Consider the following 18,477-nt stretch of genomic DNA (forward strand, 5'->3'; position numbering starts at 1 on the left):
CTCCGCCGGCGGCCCCCCCCCCCCCCCCCGCCCGCGGGGGCCCCCGCCCCGCCCCCCCCCCCCCCCGCCGCTGTGTCGCGCCGCTGTGTCGCGCCGCCCGGAGGAGGGCGCACAGTCGCCTACGGGTGCCCGCTCACCCGGCCCTGGAGCAGGCGCGACAGGGAGGCGTGCACGTCGTCGATCGACCGGTGCGGCTGGTACGACTGCCAGTCCAGCGCCGCCACCAGCACCATCCCGAACAGCGCGGACGCCGTCAGCGGGATGTCGATCTCCTCGCTCAGCTCGCCGGCCGCCACCGCCTCCCGGAGCACGCCCTCCACGACCGTGATCGCCCGCTCCCGCACCACCATCAGCGTCGACTGCCAGGCCCGGTTCGTCCGCCACAGCTCGGCGACGTAGAGCTGGGTCAGCGCCGGGTAGCGGGCGATGAAGTCCAGCCCGGCCCGGATCATCGCGTCCAGCGCGTCCACCCGGGTGCCGCCCCGGGCCGCCGCCCCGTCCGCGGCCTCCTGGAGGGAGGTGGCCAGCAGCTCGATGCCGTGCCGCAGCAACTCCTCGAAGAGCTCGTTCTTGCTCGCGAAGTTGTAGTACACGGTGCCCTTCGCGACACCGGCGCGCTCGGCGATCTCGTCCACCGTCGTCGAGGAGAAGCCCTGTTCGGCGATGAGCGTGACCGCGGCCTCGAAGAGCTTGCGCCGGGTCGCCCCGCGGCGCGTACTGGAGCTGTCCATGAGGGAGATTCTGCCGTCCCCGGCGGCCCGCGCGCTCACAGGCGCAGCTCCGGATGGAGGTCCTTCAGCCGCAGGACCTGCTTCCCGCGCGCCGCCCAGGCGGTCAGCGCGAGCGCCGCCGCGGTGAAGGCGAGCAGGACGACGCCGCCCTGCCATACGGGCGCGAGGTCGCCGCCCGTGATGAGCCGCCGCAGCCCTTCGACGATGTAACTCATCGGCAGGAACGGGTGGATGGCGTTGAAGAAGCCCGGACTGGTCTGCACCGGGTACGTGCCGCCCGCCGACGTCAGCTGGAGCATCAGCAGCGCCAGCACCAGGATGCGCCCGGCCGGCCCGAAGCGGGCGTTCAGCCACTGCACGATCGCCGCGAAGCACGCCGTGGCCAGCAGCAGGAATCCGACCGTGCCGGCCGGCCGCTCCATCTGGAGGCCGAGCCCGAAGTGCAGTACGGACATCAGCGCGGCTGTCTGCAGCACCCCGAGGGCGAACACCGGCAGCCACCCGGAGACCGCGATCCGCCAGGCGCCCGCGCCCATCACGAGCGCGCGCCGGTTGAGCGGCGGGATCAGCATGTAGGCGACCATCGCGCCGACCCAGAGGGAGAGCGGGATGAAGTACGGGGCGAAGCCGGTGCCGTAGTTGGGCGCGCGGTGCGCCGCCTGGGAGGCGAGCTGCACCGGGTCGGACATCACGCGCGTACGGGCGTCCCGGTCCTGCTTGCCGTAGTCGGGGATCTGCCGTACCCCGTCGTGCAGGCCGCCCGCCAGCTTCTCCGAGCCGTCGGAGAGTTTGAACATGCCGCCGTACAGGGTCTGCGCGCCGTCCTTCAGCTTGCCGACGCCCCGGTCGAGGTCGCCCGCACCGGACGCGGCGCGTCCGGCACCGTCGTGCAGCTTCCGGGCCCCGTCGGCCGCCCGGTCCGCGCCGTCCGCGAGCTTCCCGGTCCCGGCCGCCAGTTTGCCGGCGCCCGCGGAGACCTGGTGGGCGCCCTCGTTGAGCTGGTTGATCTTCTTGACCGCGGCGTCCAGGTCGGCGCCGAGGTGCGGACCGCGCCGCGCCAGTTCGCCCGCCAGCCGGTGCAGCGTGTCCAGGTCGCGGGCGAGCCGGTCGAGGTTCTTCTGGTCGTGGACGTAACCGCTGACCTCTTCGGCCTTGTCCGCCGCCGCGGCCGCCTGCTCCTTGAGCCGCCGCAGTTCGGCGCAGGAGGCGTCGGGCCGCGCCCCGTCGCCGCACCGCTGCCGGTAGAACGCCGCGAGGTGGTCGGACATCCCCCGGGAGAGCCTCGCGCCCGCGTCGGCCGCGCGCGGCAGCTTGTCCAGGTTGTCGCGTACGGCCTGCGAGCCGTCGGCGACCACCTGGGCGATCCGGCCGATTTCCGCGCCGTGTGCCCGGATGAAGGGGCCCACCTGGCCGGCCACGCCGTTGACCTTGTCGGCCAGCTGCTGGGTGCCCTGGGCGACCTGGCCGGAACCGCCGGCCAGCTGGGACGCGCCGCGGGAGGCGGCGCTCGCGCCGCGGGACAGCTCGGCGGTGCCCGAGGAGAGGCGCCCGGCGCCCGCGTCGAGGTCCTCCAGGCCGGTGACCAGGGCGCCGCTGCCGTCCTTCGCCGTACCCAGCCCGTCCTTGAGTTTTCCGGTGCCGTCCTGGGCCTGCCCGATGCCGTCCTGCAGTTTGCCGGCGCCGTCCGCGGCCTGCTGGGTCTTGTCGTGGAGCGTCGAGAAGGAGACGAAGATGTTGTCGTAGAAGGAGCGCGAGGACTTCACGGAGGCCGCCGAGCGCACCTCGGAGAAGACCGTGCGGGAGATCTGCCCGACGATGTAGTTGTTGGCGTCGTTGGTGCGCACCCGGAGGGCGCCGGTCTCCGGGTGGTCACCCGAACTGGACGCGATCCGCTTGCTGAAGTCCTCGGGGACGGTCAGCGACAGGTAGTACGAGCCGTCCTCGACGCCCTTGCCCGCCTCGTCGGCGTCCACCTCGTGCCAGTCGAAGGTGTGGCTGTCGCGCAGTCCGGCGACGATGCTGTCACCGGCCGCGATCTTTTTGCCCTTGGCCTCGGCGCCCGTGTCCTCGTTGACGAGTGCGACGGGGATCTTGTCCAGGCGCCCGTACGGGTCCCAGAAGGAGAACAGGTACAGCGCGCCGTACAGGAGCGGCAGCAGCAGGAGGGCGATCAGTGCCGCCATCGGCAGCTTGCCCCTCCCGAACCGTTTCAGCTCAAGCGCGGCCAGCCTCGGCGAGCGCATCCGCCGCCCCCTTCCCGTCGTCGCGGGTGTCCGTGGTGTCGCTCTTGCCGTCGGCGCCGTGCGGGGCGGCGGTACGCACCACCACCGCGCCGTCCGGCACCCCGCCGCACACGGCGAGCACGGTCGTCCCGGACTCCGCCAGGGCGCGCAGCGTCGCCCAGACGTCCGCGCGTTCGGCGTCGGAGAGCTTCAGGTCGGTGTCGTCGACGGCGAGCAGGCGGGGCCGGCCGATCAGCGCCAGGGCGATCGACAGACGCAGCGCCTCCGGCCGCTCCAGGTCGCGTACGGCCGTGCGGTCGCCCTTGGGCAGGGTGTCCAGGTCCAGACCGGCCGCCTCCAGGGCCGCGTCGATCCGGGCGCGGGCCGCTGCGGTACGCTCCCGGCGCGGACGCAGCAGCGCGCTGGGGGAACCTCCCAGCGGCAGCCGGGGGAGAGGCGCGAACCGGCGCTGGAGCAGGGTGCGTTCGCGCAGGTGCTCGGCCACGGTCAGGGCGGGTTCGAGATCGGTGACACCGGGTACGTGCGCAAGTGCGGTGACCGCGCGCACCGCCGCCTTCTTCTTCGGCAGCGGCAGGCCCGCGACCTCGGCGGTGCCCGCGGTGGCGGCCATCCGGCCGGTGAGCGCGAGCAGCAGGCAGGTGCGTCCCGAGCCGGACGGGCCCACCACGGCGATCAGCGAACCCGGCTGTGCCGTGAAGCCGATGTCCCGGAAGGCCCAGCCGCGGGGGCCTTGGACGCCGTAGCCCGTGGCGGTGACGGCCGCCCCGTGCGGGGTGCTGTGCACGATCCCCTCCCTTGAACTGACCAGTCAGTTCAAAAAAGTATGCGCAGTCTTGTCATGTCTCCGCAAGGGGGGCTGGTGCATCCGCCCGCTTTCCGGTGAAAGCAAGGATCTCCCCGAATTACCCCGCCCGGCCGGGGAAAGAGCAGGTCAGAGCCGATTGTCAGTGGTGTGCCGCACGATGGCCCCATAACGGTCCTGAACCGTCATGCGACGACAGGAGGTTCGTCATGGCAGCCAGTTCGGCCGCGGGCAGCTCCGCGGCGTACGGCCCTCCGGGCGATGTCCACCCCGTCCTGCGCCGGGCCGCCGCGCCGCCCGCCGCCCTCGACCTGCTCGCCCAGGCACAGCGCGGTGTCGACGAGGCCCGCAGCCTGGAAACCCCCAACGAGCGCTACGCCACCGCCCACCTCGCCGCGCTGCGCACGGCGGCCGCCGTCCTCGCCGTGCGCGGCCGCCCGGAGACGAGCCTGCGCCGCAGGCAGCGCATCCGCAGCGCCTGGGAGGTCCTGCCCGAAGTCGCTCCCGAACTCGCCGAGTGGAGCGAGCTGTTCGCCTCGGGGGCCCAGCGCCGCGCCCGCGCCGAGGCCGGCATAGCCGGCGCGGCCGGCCCGCGGGATGCCGACGACCTGATCCGCGACGTGGCGATGTTCCTGCGCCTGGTGGAACGGATGCTCCTCCTCCAGCCGGTGCTGCCGTCCCAGCGGGCGGGGTGAGGCGGGGAGCGCGGGGCGGTCCGCGGTGCCGGTCCTGGATGCCGGTCCGGGGCGGCCCTGCCCGTCTCCCGGCCGCGTCCTGGCCCCGTCCCGGCTCCTGGTCAACCGTCCTCGGCAGGGGCGCGGCGTGGGACGCAATAGGGTGGTACCCATCAGTTTCATGCCCCCGTCGAGGAGCCACCCGCCGTGTCTGACCCGCTGCGCCCGCGCGCATCCCTTCGTACCGCCGTGGTCTGGGAGGTTCTCAAAGACGCCCTGGAGCGCCGGGCCGAGGACGCCGGGCGGGACGCCCTCGACGTGCTGGACACCGGCGGCGGCACGGGCAACTTCGCCGTGCCGGTCGCGCGCCTGGGCCACCGCGTCACGGTGGTGGACCCCAGCCCCAACGCCCTGTTCGCCCTGGAGCGGCGGGCCGCCGAAGCCGGCGTCGCCGACCGGGTGCGCGCGGTGCAGGGCGACGCCCACGGGCTGTTCGACGTGGTCGAGCCCGGCGGCTACGACGCCGTGCTGTGCCACGGCGTGCTGGAGTACGTGGACGACCCGGCCGAGGGCGTCCGCAACGCGGTCGGCGCGCTGCGCCCGGCCGGCACCCTGAGCCTGCTCGCCGCCGGACTCGGCGGCGCCGTCCTCGCCCGCGCACTGGCGGGCCACTTCACCGAGGCCAGGACCGCCCTGACCGACCCGGCGGGCCGCTGGGGCGACGGCGACCCGGTGCCCCGGCGGTTCACCGCCGAGCAGCTCACCGGGCTGGTCTCGGACACCGGTCTGAAGGTCGGCGCCGTGCACGGCGTACGGGTCTTCGCCGACCTGGTCCCCGGCGTGCTCGTGGACACCGAGCCCGGCGCCATGGACGCCCTGCTGAAACTGGAGGCGGCCGCCGCCGAGCAGCCCGCGTTCCACTCGGTCGCCACCCAGCTGCACGTGCTCGCCGAGCGAGGCTGACGCCTCCGGCCTGCCGCGTCCGGTGCGTGCAGTCGGCCACAGGCCACCCGATCAGCCGCTTCGCCCCGTATGATCGGGGTACAGCGTCCGGCATGACGGATCGGCGGGTGGGGAATGCAGCCTGCAAGCACCACCGACCGCCGTGGCGGCCCGGACAGTGAATTGGCGTAGAGGGGCGGGTTTCACGGGGGCGATTCCCTGCCTATCCTGAAAGGGTCGCACCCGGTCGCCCCCCGCGACCGACGAGTAGGAGGACTCCGTGCCGCTCTCGGAGCACGAGCAGCGAATGCTCGAGCAAATGGAGCGAGCGCTGTACGCCGAAGATCCCAAGTTCGCGACAGCGCTTGAGGGAAGCGGGCTGCGTACGTACACCCGGCGACGGGTCTACCAAGCGGTCGCGGGCTTCCTGGTAGGTATCGCGCTCCTCATGGCCGGAATGGTCGCACAGCAGATCTGGGTCAGCGTGGTGGGCTTCCTGGTCATGCTGGGCTGCGCGGTGCTCGCGGTCACCGGATGGCGCAAGGCCCCCAAGCCGGGCGAGCAGCAGGCCGCGGCAGGCGGCCGCGCGGGACCCGGTGGCACCTCCGCCCGCCGCCAGGCCAGGCAGCGCCGCTCGATGATGGACCGGATCGAGAGCCGCTGGCAGCGCCGCCGCGACGAACAGGGCCACTGAGACGAACCAAGGGCCACCAAGACGAACAGGGCCGTCCAGACGGACAGAGCCACTGAGACGAACAAGGGCCATTGAGCGGCCCGCGGATTTCCTCCTCGTCCGCACCCCGAAGCAGGCAGCTTCACCAGCGCGGCCGTCCGGAAGCGGACGGCCGCTTTGCGTGTCCGCAAGCCGCCCGGGGGCGCGCCCCCGGGCCCCGGCCGCCTTCGCCCTTTTGCAACCGCGAGAGCAGAACGCGAGAGCAAATGCGAGAGCGGAACCGGCCCTCTCCCGGACGCCGTGAGCCCCAGCCACGGGACAGGCCGGGCTCCCCACCGCTGCCCGGCCTGCCGGGCCCTGGCAAAGCCCCGCCCGACGACTGCGCCCTACTTCCGCTACCTGCGTCCGTCCCCTGCGTCCGCTACCTACGTCCGCTCCCGGGACAGCCGCAGGGCGCCTGCCGCGCGGCGCACCGCGGCGGCCGGCGGACTCGCCGAACAGCGGGCCAGGAAGGCCGACCAGCGCAACGAGACGGCCCACAGCGCCCGCGCCGCGGAACGCGGCGCCAGGAGAGCACGCAGGCGCAGGCGCCGGGACGCGGCGTCCCGCAGGCCCGTACGGACCCGGTGCACCTCGTCGGCGAGACCGGGCGCCGGGCGCGGGTCCGGCGCGTAGAGAACCTGTTCCACCGAGGCCGCGACGCGGTGGGCCGCTTCCGCCGCCGAGCCGTGCAGCTCGCCTATGCGGACGATGCGCTCCGCCGCCCTGCGCGGGGACAGCGACTCGTCCGGCAGGATGCCGTAGTCCCAGCCGGAGTCGACCAGTTCCCGCCAGACCGCGAGCGTACGTGCCGTGCCGTACTGTCCGGTAGGCACACGGCCCGGGGACTTCGGCAAGTCGTCGCGATCCCAGGCGGCGGGGCCGTCCCGTTCCGGCTGTGCCGTGAGCGTGCGTGCCGGGGCGGCGCCCGGCCCCGGACGGCCGCCGCGCAGGCGCCGGGAACGGGCCCGCAGCCGCCACAGCAGCGGCAGCACCGGCACCAGCAGCAGGACCAGCACGCCGACGGCGATACCCGCGACGGCCCAGGGCGGGGTCCCGTCGTCGGCCGGACCGCTCGTCGACTGCGCGGGCGGCGTCCAGCAGGGACCGACGCGCCGCTCGGCGGGCGCGCAGCTCTGCGAGGGCGACGGTCCGGCGGGCACCGCCGCCGAACGCGACGGCTGCGGCACCGGGGTGTTCGCACCACCGGTGGACGGGGTGTCGGCGAGGGTGTAGTCGGGCAGCGTGCCCCGGCTCGGCGTCGGCTCGAAGCGCGTCCAGCCGATCCCCTCGAAATACAGCTCGGGCCAGGCGTGCGCGTCCTTGAGGCCGATGGAGGTCGAGCCGTCGCTCTGCCGGGTGCCGGGGGTGAAGCCGACCGCCACCCGGGCCGGTATGCCCAGCGTGCGTGCCATCGCCGCCATCGAGAAGGCGAAGTGCACGCAGAAACCCTCCTTCTGCTCCAGGAACCGGGCGATGGCCTCCGTACCGCTGCCGGCCCGCACTTCGGTGTTGTACGTGAAGCCGCCGTTGAGCGAGAACCAGTCCTGGAGGCGGACCGCCTTGTCGTACGCCGTGCGGGCGTCCCGCGTCACCTGCTGCGCGGTCTCGCGCACCACCGGGGGCAGCGAGTCGGGCACCTTCGTGTACTCGCGCGTCAGCTCGGCCGGCGGCGCGGGCGACGCTTCGAGCTGCCGCGCGGTGGGCCGCACCAGCAGGCTCTCGACCTGGTACTGCACACCACGGGTGTTCTGCCCGCGGTCGCCGACCAGCGTGCGGCCCTCCGGCTCGTAGCGCCAGCGCCCGGCGATGTCCACGCGGGAGGCGGGGTAGGGGAGCGGCAGCCAGTTCTGCGCGTACCAAGGAGCGGTGGAGACGGAGGTGTTGACGGTGGTGACGTCCACCTCCGGGCTCAGCCCCGCAGGGCTGGGCAGCCGGTCGGGGACGTCCTTGACGGCACGCTCGGACGGCTTCCACGCCGTACCGTCGAACTGGTCGAGGGCGACGATGCGCAGATACAGATCACGGGTGTCCGAGGACGTGGTGCGGTAGTTGAGGACCTGTTTGTCCTCCGGCTGGTTCAGGCTGTTCTGCAGGGAGACCAGAGGGTTCACCGCGGAGATCGTGCCGCCGCCGCCCGGCCCGCGGCCGGCCACGGCCTGACCCAGCAGCCCACCGCCGAGGGAGGGCAGCACCGCGGGCACCACCAGGGCGATGCCCAGCACCGCCGCGCCGATCCGGCGGCCCGTACGGACCGGGGCCTGCGCCGGGCCGCCTGCCGTCGCGGCGTAGCTCTGCCCGGTGGCGATGCGCGGCCGCTCAGGGCCCCGGCCGCCGAACACCCGCCCCCACTGCGAGAGCCGGTCCCGGCCCTCGGCCAGGAGCAGCAGCAGATAGCCGGCCCCCGCGACCAGGAACCACAGCCAGCCCGCCCCGCCCTGGGAGAGGCCCGCCGCCACCGAATACAGCGCGAGCAGCGGCAGTCCAGCGGGCGCCGCACTGCGGTACGTCACGGCCAGCGCGTCCACGATCAGGCCGACCACCACCACCCCGCCGACCAGCAGCAGGCGGATGCCCGCCGTCACCGGGGCCGGTATGGCGTAGCGGCTGACGTCGGCGACGCCCTCCTGCATCAGCTCGCCGAACTCCCGGAACGCGTCGGGTCCCGGCAGCACCCCGGCGATCGCCTGGTCGTGCGTGAAGAGCACGGTGAGCAGCAGCAGCGCCACCACGGCCTGCGCCGCGACGGTCAGCGGGCGCGCCAGCGGCACCCGGCGGGTCAGCGCGCCCACCGCGGACACCAGCACCAGCAGGACCACCGCCTGCATCATCCAGCCGACCGGGTCCACCAGGGGCAGCAGCGCGCAGGACGCGCTGAGCGTCGCCACCGCCGCGCACACCGTCAGCCGCGCCCGCCCGCTCATGTCGCCGCTCCGCTTCCCGGCGCCGCGACCGGCCCGGCAGCGCCGGACCACGCGGACACCCCGCTCACCGGGGCCGGCCCGCCGCCGTCCGCCGGGCCCTGCCGGACCCCGGTCGCCCCGTCCGCCTGCCGCCACAGCGCCGCCAGGGAATCCCCCGGGGACACCGGCAGCGCCTTCCAGCCCGCCTCGCGGAGCATCCGCAGGCGCTCGTCGAGCGGCAGCCGTGCCGGTGCGCCGGCGGCCCGCAGCCCGTCGTGGCCCCTCGACCAGGCGTCGCCGTCCAGGACGAAGGCGACCGCCGTCCCGCTGCGCTGCCGCATCCGCCCGGCCACCGCGGCCTGTTCCTCGTCCAGGTCGCCGAAGAACGCGACCAGCAACCCCTCGTTGCCACCGCGCAGGACGTCGTACGCCCGCGCCAGGCCCGGCTCGGGGGAGTGCTCCACCACGGCCAGGGTGTCCAGCAGCAGCCCGGCGGTGTCGGCGGACTCGGTGCCGCCCGCCCAGCCGCCGGACCCGTCGGGGCCCGGTACGGACGTGCCCGTGTCGGTGAGGAAGCGCACCGAGAAGCCGCGCTCCAGCAGATGGACCGCCACCGAAGCGGCACCCGAAACCGCCCATTCGAACGCCGAATCCGGCCCGGCACCCTGGTGGGCCGTGTCCCGCGTGTCCAGGAGAACCGTGCACCGCGCTTTCTGCGGCTGCTCCTCACGGCGGACCATCAGCTCGCCGTAGCGCGCGGTGGAGCGCCAGTGGACCCGGCGCAGGTCGTCGCCGTGCCGGTAGCCGCGGGGAATGACGTCGTCCTCGCCTGCCAGCGCGAGGGCGCGCTGCCGCCCGTCGCCGTAGCCGGAAGCCTCGCCCGTGAGCCGGGCCGGCGGCAGCGGTTCGACCCGCGGCACCACCGTCAGCGTGTCGTGGTCGCTGAAGGAGCGGGTCAGCTCGCACATGCCGAACGGGTCGGACAGCCGCAGCTGCAAGGGGCCCAGCGGATAGCGGCCGCGCAGATCGGAACGGACCCGGTAGGACACCTCGCGGCGGCCGCCCGCCTCGACCCGGTCCAGCACGAACCGGGGCCGCGGACCGAGCACGTACGGCACCCGGTCCTGGAGCATCAGCACTCCGGTGGGCAGCCGCGAGACGTTGTCCACCCGCAGCAGGACCCGCGACTCGGCCGCCGCCGGCACCCGGGCGGGGGAGAGGGTCCGGGCTCCCGCGACCCGGTAGCGGGTGCGGTGCAGCACGACCGCGCACACCAGGGGCAGTGCGGCGAGCAGCAGCCCGACCCGGAGCAGGTCCGTCTGCCCGAGGGCGTACGCGCACACGGCGGCCGCCACACCCGCCGCCAGGAAGGACCGGCCGCGCGTCGTCAGCCCCGCGAAGGCGGCCCGCAGCCCGCTCCGCTCCGGCGCGCCCTCGATCCCCCCGGCCGTCATCAGTACCCCCGGACGCCGGGCGGCTGCTGTCCGCGCGGACGCGGCCACTGCTGGGCCGAGGGGTCGGGCACCGGCGTACGGCGCAGGATCTCGGCGACGACCTGCTCGGCCGTACGGCGGTTCAACTGGGCCTGCGCGGTCGGCAGCAGCCGGTGGGCCAGCACCGCCACGGCGAGCGCCTGCACGTCGTCCGGAAGGGCGTACTCCCGGCCGGCCAGCGCCGCGGCGGCCTTCGCCGCGCGCAGCAGATGCAGCGTCGCCCGCGGGGAGGCACCGAGCCGCAGCTCCGGATGGTTACGGGTGGCGGCCACCAGATCCACCGCGTATCTGCGCACCGGTTCGGCGACGTGGACCGTGCGCACCGCGTCGATGAGCTTCAGTATCTCGTCGGCGTGCGCGACCGGCTGGAGGTCGTCCAGGGGGGAGGCGGCGCCGTGCACGTCCAGCATGCGCAGCTCGGCGTCCGGGCTGGGGTAGCCGATCGAGACCCGCGCCATGAAGCGGTCGCGCTGCGCCTCGGGCAGGGGGTACGTGCCCTCCATCTCGACCGGGTTCTGGGTGGCGACGACCATGAACGGGGCGGGCAGCTCGTACGTCTGCCCGTCCATCGTGACCTGGCGCTCCTCCATCGACTCCAGCAGCGCCGACTGGGTCTTGGGCGAGGCGCGGTTGATCTCGTCACCGATGACGACCTGGGCGAAGACGGCGCCGGGCTTGAACTCGAAGTCCCGCCGCTGCTGGTCGAAGACGCTCACGCCCGTGATGTCCGACGGCAGCAGGTCGGGGGTGAACTGGATGCGCCGCACCGAGCAGTCGATGGACCGGGCCAGCGCCTTGGCGAGCATCGTCTTGCCCACGCCCGGCACGTCCTCGATGAGCAGATGGCCCTCCGCGAGCAGCACGGTCAGCGAGAGCCGTACGACCTCCGGCTTGCCCTCGATCACACCCTCGACCGACCTGCGGACCCGCTCCGCCGTGGCGGTCAGATCTCCCCGTGCGCCCGGTTCGGCTCGCACGGGGGGACCCCCAAGGCTCGCTTGCTCGTCATAGGTCGTCACCCGGCCCTCCTCGGCCCATTCCCGCGCTCCGCGGAGCGCGGGATACCCCATTGCGGGCGCACGTCCTTCGTACGGACCGGCCCTCCCCGCCGTGCGCCGCCGGACCTTTCGGCACCGGCGACGTCACGTACGCATTCTCGCCGCCCACGCCGCTTCGCGTCATGGCCTGTGGATAACTCACGCGCCGGCCCGTGCCGCACGGCACCGCCGGCCCGGCGGACAGGCCGTGGAGCAGGGCGGACGCCCCGCCCTGCGCCACGACGACAGCGCACAGCTCCACGGCCCCGCGGCCGCGGATCATCCCCGTACCCCCGGCACCTACCGCGGGTCGATCTCCCGCAGCAGACCCGTCGTCACATCGAAGACGAAGCCCCGCACATCGTCCGTGTGCAGCAGGAAGGGCGAGGTCCGCACCCGCTGCATGGACTGCCGGACGTCCTCGTCGAGGTCCTTGAACGCCTCGACCGCCCAGTTGGGCCGCTGGCCGACCTCGGCCGCCAGGTCGTGGCGGAAGTCCTCGGTCAGGCTGAGCAGACCGCAGCCGGTGTGGTGGATGAGCACGACCGAACGGGTGCCCAGTGCGCGCTGGCTGATCGTCAGGGAGCGGATGATGTCGTCGGTGACGACGCCGCCCGCGTTGCGGATGGTGTGGCAGTCGCCGAGCTCCAGGCCCAGGGCGTCGTGCAGGTCGAGGCGTGCGTCCATGCACGCCACGACGGCCACCTTGAGGACGGGCCGGGCGTCCATGCCCGGGTCGGTGAAGGCGGCGGCGTAATCCTGGTTGGCCTTGACGAGGCGGTCGGTGACCGTGCCGCCCGCGGGGGCCACGGCGCTGTCGGTGGAGGGGGGCAGCGGCTGCGAGGCAGGTATCGACATGGCAACACGGTAAGGCGCACCGGCCGGTAAGGCTGCACGTGGGGACGGGCATAGGGGGCACTCCGGCGCCTTGTGACGTTTTCCACACGCCCTCACCGGGTGCCGCCGATCGGGTGAAAACGGCCTTTTCGCCCCTGCCGTGGGCCGCGGTACGAGCCGTTCCACGGTCCTCCCGGGCCACTCGAAAACCATCCGAAAACGCCCCGGAGGCCGGTGCGGGACGCGCGGAACCGGTTGATTGACCCCGCGCGGCAGTGGACTAAAGTGGCGCGAAGTGGGAGGCGTGACGCTCTCCTTGGATCCCGAATCTTTCGCGTGCGATCTGCACGTACGGCTCGGCCTCCTCCCGCTCCAACCGGTCCGCCGACGGCACTTCCCCGTCGTCGGAGGGCCACTTCCCCTTCAGAGCGGGCGGGGACCAAGCGGTACGTGCGGCATTCCCCCAGCCAGCGGCCGGGGGGACCCACCTGCCGCCCACCCCATCGGAAGGCGCATGAGCAGCAACGATCGCCACGTACCCGTCATGCTCCAGCGGTGTCTGGACATGCTCGCCCCCGCGCTCGCCGAGCCCGGCGCGGTCGTCGTCGACTGCACGCTCGGCCTCGGAGGGCACAGCGAGGCGCTGCTCGCCACGTTCCCGGCCGCCCGCCTGATCGGCCTCGACCGCGACCCGGCGGCACTGGAACTGGCGGGCGAGCGCCTGGCCCCCTACGGGGACCGCGCGACCCTCGTGCACGCCGTCTACGACGAGCTGCCGCAGGTCCTGGACCGCCTGGGCATCCCGCGCGTCCAGGGCGTCCTGTTCGACCTCGGCGTCTCCTCCATGCAGCTCGACGAGGCCGACCGCGGTTTCGCGTACGCGCAGGACGCGCCGCTCGACATGCGCATGGACCAGACGACCGGCATGAGCGCCGCCGAGGTCCTCAACACCTACCCGCCCGGCGAACTGGTCCGCATCCTGCGCGCCTACGGGGAGGAGAAGCAGGCCAAGCGGATCGTCGAGGCGGTCGTACGGGAACGGGCCAAGGAACCCTTCACGCACAGCGCGCGCCTGGTGGAGCTGATCCGCGACGCCCTGCCGCAGGCCGCCAAGCGCACCGGCGGCAACCCCGCCAAGCGCACGTTCCAGGCGCTGCGCATCGAGGTCAACGCCGAACTGGCCGCCGTGGAGAACGCCGTGCCGGCCGCCGTACGGGCCCTCGCGGTCGGCGGGCGGATCGCCGTGCTGTCGTACCAGTCCCTGGAGGACCGGATCGTCAAGCAGGTCCTCGCGGCGGGCGCCGCCAACACCGCGCCGCCCGGCCTGCCGGTCGTCCCCGAGCAGTACCAGCCGCGCCTGAAGCTGCTCACCCGCGGCGCCGAGCTGCCGACCGACCAGGAGATCGCCGAGAACCGGCGCGCGGCCCCCGCCCGGCTGCGCGGCGCCGAACGCATCCGCGAGGACATCGCGTGAACCGGCCGGGGCGCACGCGCGGGGGGCCGGGACGGCTCTCGGGCCTGTTCGCCCCCGGTACGGGGGGCACGGCGGCACGTACGCCGTTCGTGATCCTCGTGGTCGTGCTGCTCGGCTCCGGCCTGATCGCGCTGCTGCTGCTCAATTCGGCGCTCAACCAGGGCTCCTTCGAGCTGAGCAAGCTGGAGAAGCGGACCAACGAGCTGACGGACGAGCAGCAGGCGCTCCAGCAGGAGGTGGACGCCTTCTCGGCGCCGGGCGCACTGGAGAAGCGCGCCCGGGAGCTGGGCATGGTCCCGGGCGGCAGCCCGGCGTTCCTGGAGCCGGACGGCACGGTACGCGGCAAGCCGGGGCCGGCACCGGGCGGCTCCGGCCCGATGAGCGCGCCCGTCCCGTCGCGGACCGCCGGGCCCGAGCCCCGTCCGGCGCCGGGCCGCATCGCCGGACCGGCCTCCGGCCCGCGGCCGTCCGCCGCGCCCGCCACCTCGGACGCCCCGCTGCCCGATCACCCGATGCCCTCCCTGGCCGTGCCCGGCCGCCCCCTGCCCGGCGCACCGGGCGCCGGCGGCCGGAAGGCGGCCGGGTCCGCGCACCCGGCTCCCGGCGCGGCGCCCGGCTCCGCCCCGACGACCTCCGGCAGGTGACCCGTGACGTACGAGAACGCCGAAGCCCTGCCAGGGGGCGTCCGCGATCCCGGGACGGGCCCGACGGCCGTCGTCCCGGCACCGGAGGAGGACGCCGCATGACCGACCCCAAAGGGCCGCGTTCCGGCAGCGGCTCCGGATCGAGCGGCGCCGGCCCCAAGAGCTCCGGTTCCGGCTCCCGCTCCGGCACGGGCGCCAAGGCCACCGGCGCCAAGGCCACGGGCCCCAAGCCCTCCGGCGCCAAGCCGTCCGCCTCCCCGGACCCCCGCCGCCGCGTCCCCCGCCCCACCCCGGCCGGCGGCCGGCCCCAGCGCGGTACGGCCCAGAGCCGCCCCGCGCCCCAGCGCTCCACGACCACCAAGCGCGCCCCGTCCGCGCGCCCGCCCCGCCCCCGCTCCGGCACCTCGACCCTGCGCCTCGGCAGCCCGCGCCCCCGGTTGCGCCTGGTCTCCCTCGGCCTGACGCTGATCATGCTGGTCTTCGTGGTGCGGCTGTTCCAGGTGCAGGCCGTGGACGCCGGCGCGTACGCGGCCAAGGCCAACGTCAACCGCTACGTCCCGGTCAAGCTGGCCGCCGAGCGCGGCGCGATCACCGACCGGGACGGCGTGGACCTGGCGACGACGGTCGACGCGTACGACATCACCGCCGACCCCAGCCTGCTCGCGCCCGACAAGATCAAGATCGAGGACGCCCCGCAGCGGGCCGCAGCGCTGCTCGCGCCGATCCTGGGCGAGGACCGGGCCGCGCTGGCCAAGAAGCTCGCCGCGCCCGGCTCGCGCTACGTACGGCTCTCCCGGCAGCGGACCCCGCAGGTCTGGAAGCAGATCAAGGACTTGCGCAAGTCGCTGGACGCCAAGGCGGCCAAGGCACCCAAGAGCAAGCCGCGGCCCAACGTGCTGGTCGGGATCTTCGCGGACAAGCACAGCAAGCGCGTCTACCCGAACAAGGACCTGGCCTCCGGTGTCCTGGGCTTCGTCAACAGCGAGGGCCGGGGCGGCGGCGGTCTGGAGGCCCGCCTCGACAAGCAGCTGGCGGGCAAGGACGGCAAGCTGGTCTACGCGCAGTCCGGCGGGCGCCGCGTGCCCACCGCCGACACCCAGGAACACCCGGCCGTCCCGGGCACCGACGTCGAGCTGACCCTGGACCGCGACATCCAGTGGATGGCCCAGCAGGCCATCACCAAGCAGGTCGCCGAGTCCCAGGCCGACCGGGGCTACGTCGTCGTACAGGACACGAAGACCGGCGAGATCCTGGCCCTGGCCAACGCCCCCGGCTTCGACCCCAACGACATCGCGAAGGCCGACCCGGAGGCGCTCGGCAACGCCGCCCTCACCGACGCCTTCGAACCCGGCTCCACCAGCAAGCTCATGTCGATGGCCGCCGTCCTGGAGGAGGGCGCCGCGACCCCGGCGACCCGCGTCACCGTCCCGAACCGGCTGCACCGCGGCGACCGCAACTTCTCGGACGACATCGACCACCCCACCTGGCACCTGACCCTCAACGGCGTCCTGGCCAAGTCCAGCAACATCGGCACCATCCTGGCCACCGAGCAGCTCGGCAAGACCCGCCAGGAGGCCAACCAGGTGCTCTACTCCTACCTGCGCAAGTTCGGGATCGGGCAGCCCACCGGACTCGGCTTCCCCGGCGAGACCCCCGGCCTGCTGGCCAAGCCCCAGAAGTGGAGCACCTCGCAGCAGTACACGATCCCCTTCGGGCAGGGCCTGTCGCTCAACGCCGTCCAGGCCGCTTCGGTCTACTCGGCCATCGCCAACGGCGGCGAGCGCGTCGCCCCCACGCTCGTACGGGGCAGTACGGGGCCGGACGGCCATTACCAGCCGGCGCCGAAGCCGCGGAAGAACCGGGTCGTGAGCGAGAAGACCGCCCGGACGCTGGCCACCATGCTCGAATCGGTGGTCGACGACAAGGAGGGCACCGGCGCCAAGGCGAAGATCGACGGGTACCGCGTCGGCGGCAAGACCGGCACGTCCAACCGGGTGGACCCCAAAACGGGCCGGTATCACGGTTACACCGCCTCCTTCGCCGGTTTCGCGCCCGCCGACCAGCCCCGCATCACCGTCTACTGCGCCGTCCAGAACCCGACCAAGGGGAGCTACTTCGGCGGCCAGGTGTGCGGCCCGATCTACCAGCAGGTCATGGAGTTCGCGCTCAAGACGCTCCAGGTCCCGCCGAGCGGCGCCCAGCCCCCGCGCCTGCCCGTCACCTTCAAGCCAGGCGAATGAAAACGAGGCAGCACCGCCGTGACGACCATCACCCCCGACCCCGGGAACCGCTCCAGCACGCGGCCCTCACTTCGCCCCGAGGGCGCCGCGCCCGGTACGCTCACCGCCGTGTCACACGCTGATCAGTCCCACAACGCCCAGAAGGACGCCCCCGGTAACTTTCCGGGTGCGCCCCGCCCAGAGCGGGTCCGTCCCACCCCCCTCGCGGACCTCGCCGAGCAGTTGGGCACCTCGGTGCCGGCCGCGTCCGACGCCGCCGTCACCGGCATCACCCACGACTCGCGGGCCGTGCGCCCCGGTGACGTCTACGCCGCGCTGCCCGGCGCCCGCTTCCACGGCGCCGACTTCGCCAACCAGGCCGCCGATCTCGGCGCCGCCGCGGTCCTGACCGACCCGGCGGGCCGCGAGCGCGCCGCGGCGACCGGCCTGCCCGTGCTGGTCGTGGACGAGCCGCGGTCCCGGATGGGGGCGCTCGCCGTCTCGATCTACGGGGACCCGGGCCGGGACCTCCTCCAGATCGGCATCACCGGTACCTCCGGCAAGACCACCACCGCGTACCTCGTCGACGGCGGCCTACGCGCCGCGGCCGAGAAGTCCGGCGGCGGACTGACCGGGCTGATCGGTACGGTCGAGTCCCGGATCGGCGACGAGCGCCTGAAGTCGGAGCGCACCACTCCCGAGGCCACCGACCTCCAGGCCCTGTTCGCCGTCATGCGCGAGCGGGACGTGCGGTCGGTGACGATGGAGGTCTCCAGCCACGCGCTGGTCCTCGGCCGCGTCGACGGCTGCGTCTTCGACGTCGCGATCTTCAACAACCTCAGCCCGGAGCACATGGAGTTCCACTCCGGGATGGAGGACTACTTCCAGGCCAAGGCGCAGCTGTTCACCAAGGCGCGCAGCAAGGCCGGCGTGGTCAACATCGACGACGAGTACGGCAAGCGGCTGGCCGCCGGCGAGTCCGAGGTGCCGGTCACCACGTTCTCCGCCGAGGGCCACCCGGACGCCGACTGGCGCGCCGCGGACGTCGAGGTCGGCACGCTCGGCTCCACCTTCACCGTGCTGGGCCCCGACAGCGTGTCCGTACGCGCCGCCTCGCCCATCCCGGGCCCGTTCAACGTCGCCAACGCGCTCGCGGCGATCACGGCCCTGGTCGTGGCCGGCGTGGACCCGCAGACCGCCGCCGACGGCGTCGCCGCGGTCCCCGGCGTGCCCGGCCGCCTGGAGCGCGTCGACGCGGGCCAGGGCTACCTGGCGGTCGTCGACTACGCCCACAAGACCGACGCGGTCGAATCGGTCCTGCGCGCCCTGCGCAAGGTCACCGAGGGCCGTATCCACGCCGTGCTGGGCTGCGGCGGCGACCGCGACCCGCACAAGCGCAAGCCGATGGGCGCGGCGGTCGCCCGCCTCGCCGACACCGCCGTACTGACCTCGGACAACCCCCGCGGCGAGGACCCCCTCGCGATCCTCGCCACCATGCTCGCGGGCGCCGCCGAGGTGCCCGTGCACGAGCGCGGCACCGTGCTGGTCGAGGAGGAACGGGCCGCCGCCATCGCGGCCGCCGTCGCCCGCGCCGAGCCCGGTGACACCGTGATCGTCGCGGGCAAGGGCCACGAGCAGGGCCAGGACATCGCCGGAGTGGTCCGCGCCTTCGACGACCGCCAGGTGCTGCGCCGGGCCATCGAGGCTTCGTTGACACCGCAGCAGCCGAACCACCAGGGATGACACACCGCCATGCGCGCAAAACC

General features: G+C 73.9%; 14 protein-coding genes. 7 read left to right on the forward strand and 7 right to left on the reverse strand.

Translation table 11 applies throughout. The features are described from left to right. Positions 1 to 119: 119 nt before the first annotated feature. The 3 genes from ACFV57_RS37045 to ACFV57_RS37055 are packed head-to-tail and all read right to left on the reverse strand — an operon-like array spanning position 120 to position 3,758. Positions 120 to 731: a TetR/AcrR family transcriptional regulator gene (locus ACFV57_RS37045; protein WP_385241734.1), complete on the reverse strand. Its 612-nt coding sequence runs from the start codon at positions 729 to 731 to the stop codon at positions 120 to 122. 35 nt (positions 732 to 766) lie between these two features. Further along, positions 767 to 2,974 carry a YhgE/Pip family protein gene (locus ACFV57_RS37050; RefSeq protein WP_385241736.1) on the reverse strand — a complete coding sequence of 736 codons (2,208 nt, stop codon included), beginning with the start codon at positions 2,972 to 2,974 and terminating at the stop codon, positions 767 to 769. Continuing rightward, positions 2,946 to 3,758 (reverse strand): ATP-binding cassette domain-containing protein, encoded by an 813-nt coding sequence (locus ACFV57_RS37055; protein WP_385241738.1) that lies wholly within the window; start codon positions 3,756 to 3,758, stop codon positions 2,946 to 2,948. The genes ACFV57_RS37050 and ACFV57_RS37055 overlap by 29 nt, the downstream gene beginning before the upstream one ends. A 227-nt stretch (positions 3,759 to 3,985) precedes the next feature. Here ACFV57_RS37055 and ACFV57_RS37060 point away from each other — a divergent pair, with 227 nt between their 5' ends. From ACFV57_RS37060 to ACFV57_RS37070, 3 genes are all read left to right on the forward strand, one after another. Beyond that, on the forward strand, positions 3,986 to 4,471 hold the full coding sequence (locus ACFV57_RS37060) for an SAV_6107 family HEPN domain-containing protein (RefSeq protein ID WP_385241740.1): 486 nt from the start codon (positions 3,986 to 3,988) through the stop codon (positions 4,469 to 4,471). A gap of 186 nt (positions 4,472 to 4,657) precedes the next feature. Next, positions 4,658 to 5,413: a methyltransferase gene (locus ACFV57_RS37065; RefSeq protein ID WP_385241742.1), complete on the forward strand. Its 756-nt coding sequence runs from the start codon at positions 4,658 to 4,660 to the stop codon at positions 5,411 to 5,413. 259 nt (positions 5,414 to 5,672) lie between these two features. Then, positions 5,673 to 6,086: a DUF3040 domain-containing protein gene (locus ACFV57_RS37070; RefSeq protein ID WP_385241744.1), complete on the forward strand. Its 414-nt coding sequence runs from the start codon at positions 5,673 to 5,675 to the stop codon at positions 6,084 to 6,086. Between the two features lie 404 nt (positions 6,087 to 6,490). Here the strand turns inward: ACFV57_RS37070 and ACFV57_RS37075 are convergent, their stop codons facing one another. The 4 genes from ACFV57_RS37075 to ACFV57_RS37090 all read right to left on the reverse strand — a co-directional run bounded on the left by ACFV57_RS37075 (position 6,491) and on the right by ACFV57_RS37090 (position 12,395). Beyond that, positions 6,491 to 9,028, reverse strand: coding sequence for a transglutaminaseTgpA domain-containing protein (locus ACFV57_RS37075; RefSeq protein WP_385241746.1), 2,538 nt, complete (start codon positions 9,026 to 9,028; stop codon positions 6,491 to 6,493). Further along, entirely contained in the window at positions 9,025 to 10,461 is a 1,437-nt protein-coding gene (locus ACFV57_RS37080) for a DUF58 domain-containing protein (RefSeq protein ID WP_385241749.1), read from the reverse strand. Before ACFV57_RS37080 ends, ACFV57_RS37075 begins: the two co-directional genes overlap by 4 nt. Further along, positions 10,461 to 11,519 carry an AAA family ATPase gene (locus ACFV57_RS37085; RefSeq protein ID WP_385241752.1) on the reverse strand — a complete coding sequence of 353 codons (1,059 nt, stop codon included), beginning with the start codon at positions 11,517 to 11,519 and terminating at the stop codon, positions 10,461 to 10,463. The genes ACFV57_RS37080 and ACFV57_RS37085 overlap by 1 nt, the downstream gene beginning before the upstream one ends. Positions 11,520 to 11,837: 318 nt before the next feature. Then, positions 11,838 to 12,395: a beta-class carbonic anhydrase gene (locus ACFV57_RS37090; RefSeq protein WP_385241755.1), complete on the reverse strand. Its 558-nt coding sequence runs from the start codon at positions 12,393 to 12,395 to the stop codon at positions 11,838 to 11,840. 493 nt (positions 12,396 to 12,888) lie between these two features. On the opposite strand from ACFV57_RS37090, the gene rsmH reads away from it, so the two are divergent. The 4 genes from rsmH (at position 12,889) to ACFV57_RS37110 (ending at position 18,454) form a co-directional block, all read left to right on the forward strand. Further along, positions 12,889 to 13,848 (forward strand): 16S rRNA (cytosine(1402)-N(4))-methyltransferase RsmH, encoded by a 960-nt coding sequence (rsmH, locus tag ACFV57_RS37095; protein ID WP_385241758.1) that lies wholly within the window; start codon positions 12,889 to 12,891, stop codon positions 13,846 to 13,848. After that, positions 13,845 to 14,492 (forward strand): septum formation initiator family protein, encoded by a 648-nt coding sequence (locus tag ACFV57_RS37100; RefSeq protein ID WP_385241761.1) that lies wholly within the window; start codon positions 13,845 to 13,847, stop codon positions 14,490 to 14,492. Before rsmH ends, ACFV57_RS37100 begins: the two co-directional genes overlap by 4 nt. A 98-nt stretch (positions 14,493 to 14,590) precedes the next feature. Continuing rightward, the gene (locus tag ACFV57_RS37105; RefSeq protein ID WP_385241764.1) at positions 14,591 to 16,732 is read left to right on the forward strand and encodes a peptidoglycan D,D-transpeptidase FtsI family protein; all 2,142 of its coding nucleotides are present in this window, start codon (positions 14,591 to 14,593) and stop codon (positions 16,730 to 16,732) included. A gap of 18 nt (positions 16,733 to 16,750) precedes the next feature. Then, the gene (locus ACFV57_RS37110; RefSeq protein WP_385241767.1) at positions 16,751 to 18,454 is read left to right on the forward strand and encodes a UDP-N-acetylmuramoyl-L-alanyl-D-glutamate--2,6-diaminopimelate ligase; all 1,704 of its coding nucleotides are present in this window, start codon (positions 16,751 to 16,753) and stop codon (positions 18,452 to 18,454) included. Positions 18,455 to 18,477 lie beyond the last annotated feature (23 nt).

The sequence above is a fragment of the Streptomyces sp. NPDC059788 genome, assembly GCF_042732265.1.
Taxonomy (GTDB): Bacteria; Actinomycetota; Actinomycetes; order Streptomycetales; family Streptomycetaceae; genus Streptomyces.

What these genes read in the sequence shown, in the direction of transcription:
- ACFV57_RS37045 (WP_385241734.1), bottom strand. Translation starts at nt 731, where the DNA reads ATGGACAGCTCCAGTACGCGCCGCGGGGCGACCCGGCGCAAGCTCTTC.
- ACFV57_RS37050 (WP_385241736.1), bottom strand. Translation starts at nt 2,974, where the DNA reads ATGCGCTCGCCGAGGCTGGCCGCGCTTGAGCTGAAACGGTTCGGGAGG.
- ACFV57_RS37060 (WP_385241740.1), top strand. Translation starts at nt 3,986, where the DNA reads ATGGCAGCCAGTTCGGCCGCGGGCAGCTCCGCGGCGTACGGCCCTCCG.
- ACFV57_RS37075 (WP_385241746.1), bottom strand. Translation starts at nt 9,028, where the DNA reads ATGAGCGGGCGGGCGCGGCTGACGGTGTGCGCGGCGGTGGCGACGCTC.
- ACFV57_RS37080 (WP_385241749.1), bottom strand. Translation starts at nt 10,461, where the DNA reads ATGACGGCCGGGGGGATCGAGGGCGCGCCGGAGCGGAGCGGGCTGCGG.
- ACFV57_RS37090 (WP_385241755.1), bottom strand. Translation starts at nt 12,395, where the DNA reads ATGTCGATACCTGCCTCGCAGCCGCTGCCCCCCTCCACCGACAGCGCC.
- rsmH (WP_385241758.1), top strand. Translation starts at nt 12,889, where the DNA reads ATGAGCAGCAACGATCGCCACGTACCCGTCATGCTCCAGCGGTGTCTG.
- ACFV57_RS37105 (WP_385241764.1), top strand. Translation starts at nt 14,591, where the DNA reads ATGACCGACCCCAAAGGGCCGCGTTCCGGCAGCGGCTCCGGATCGAGC.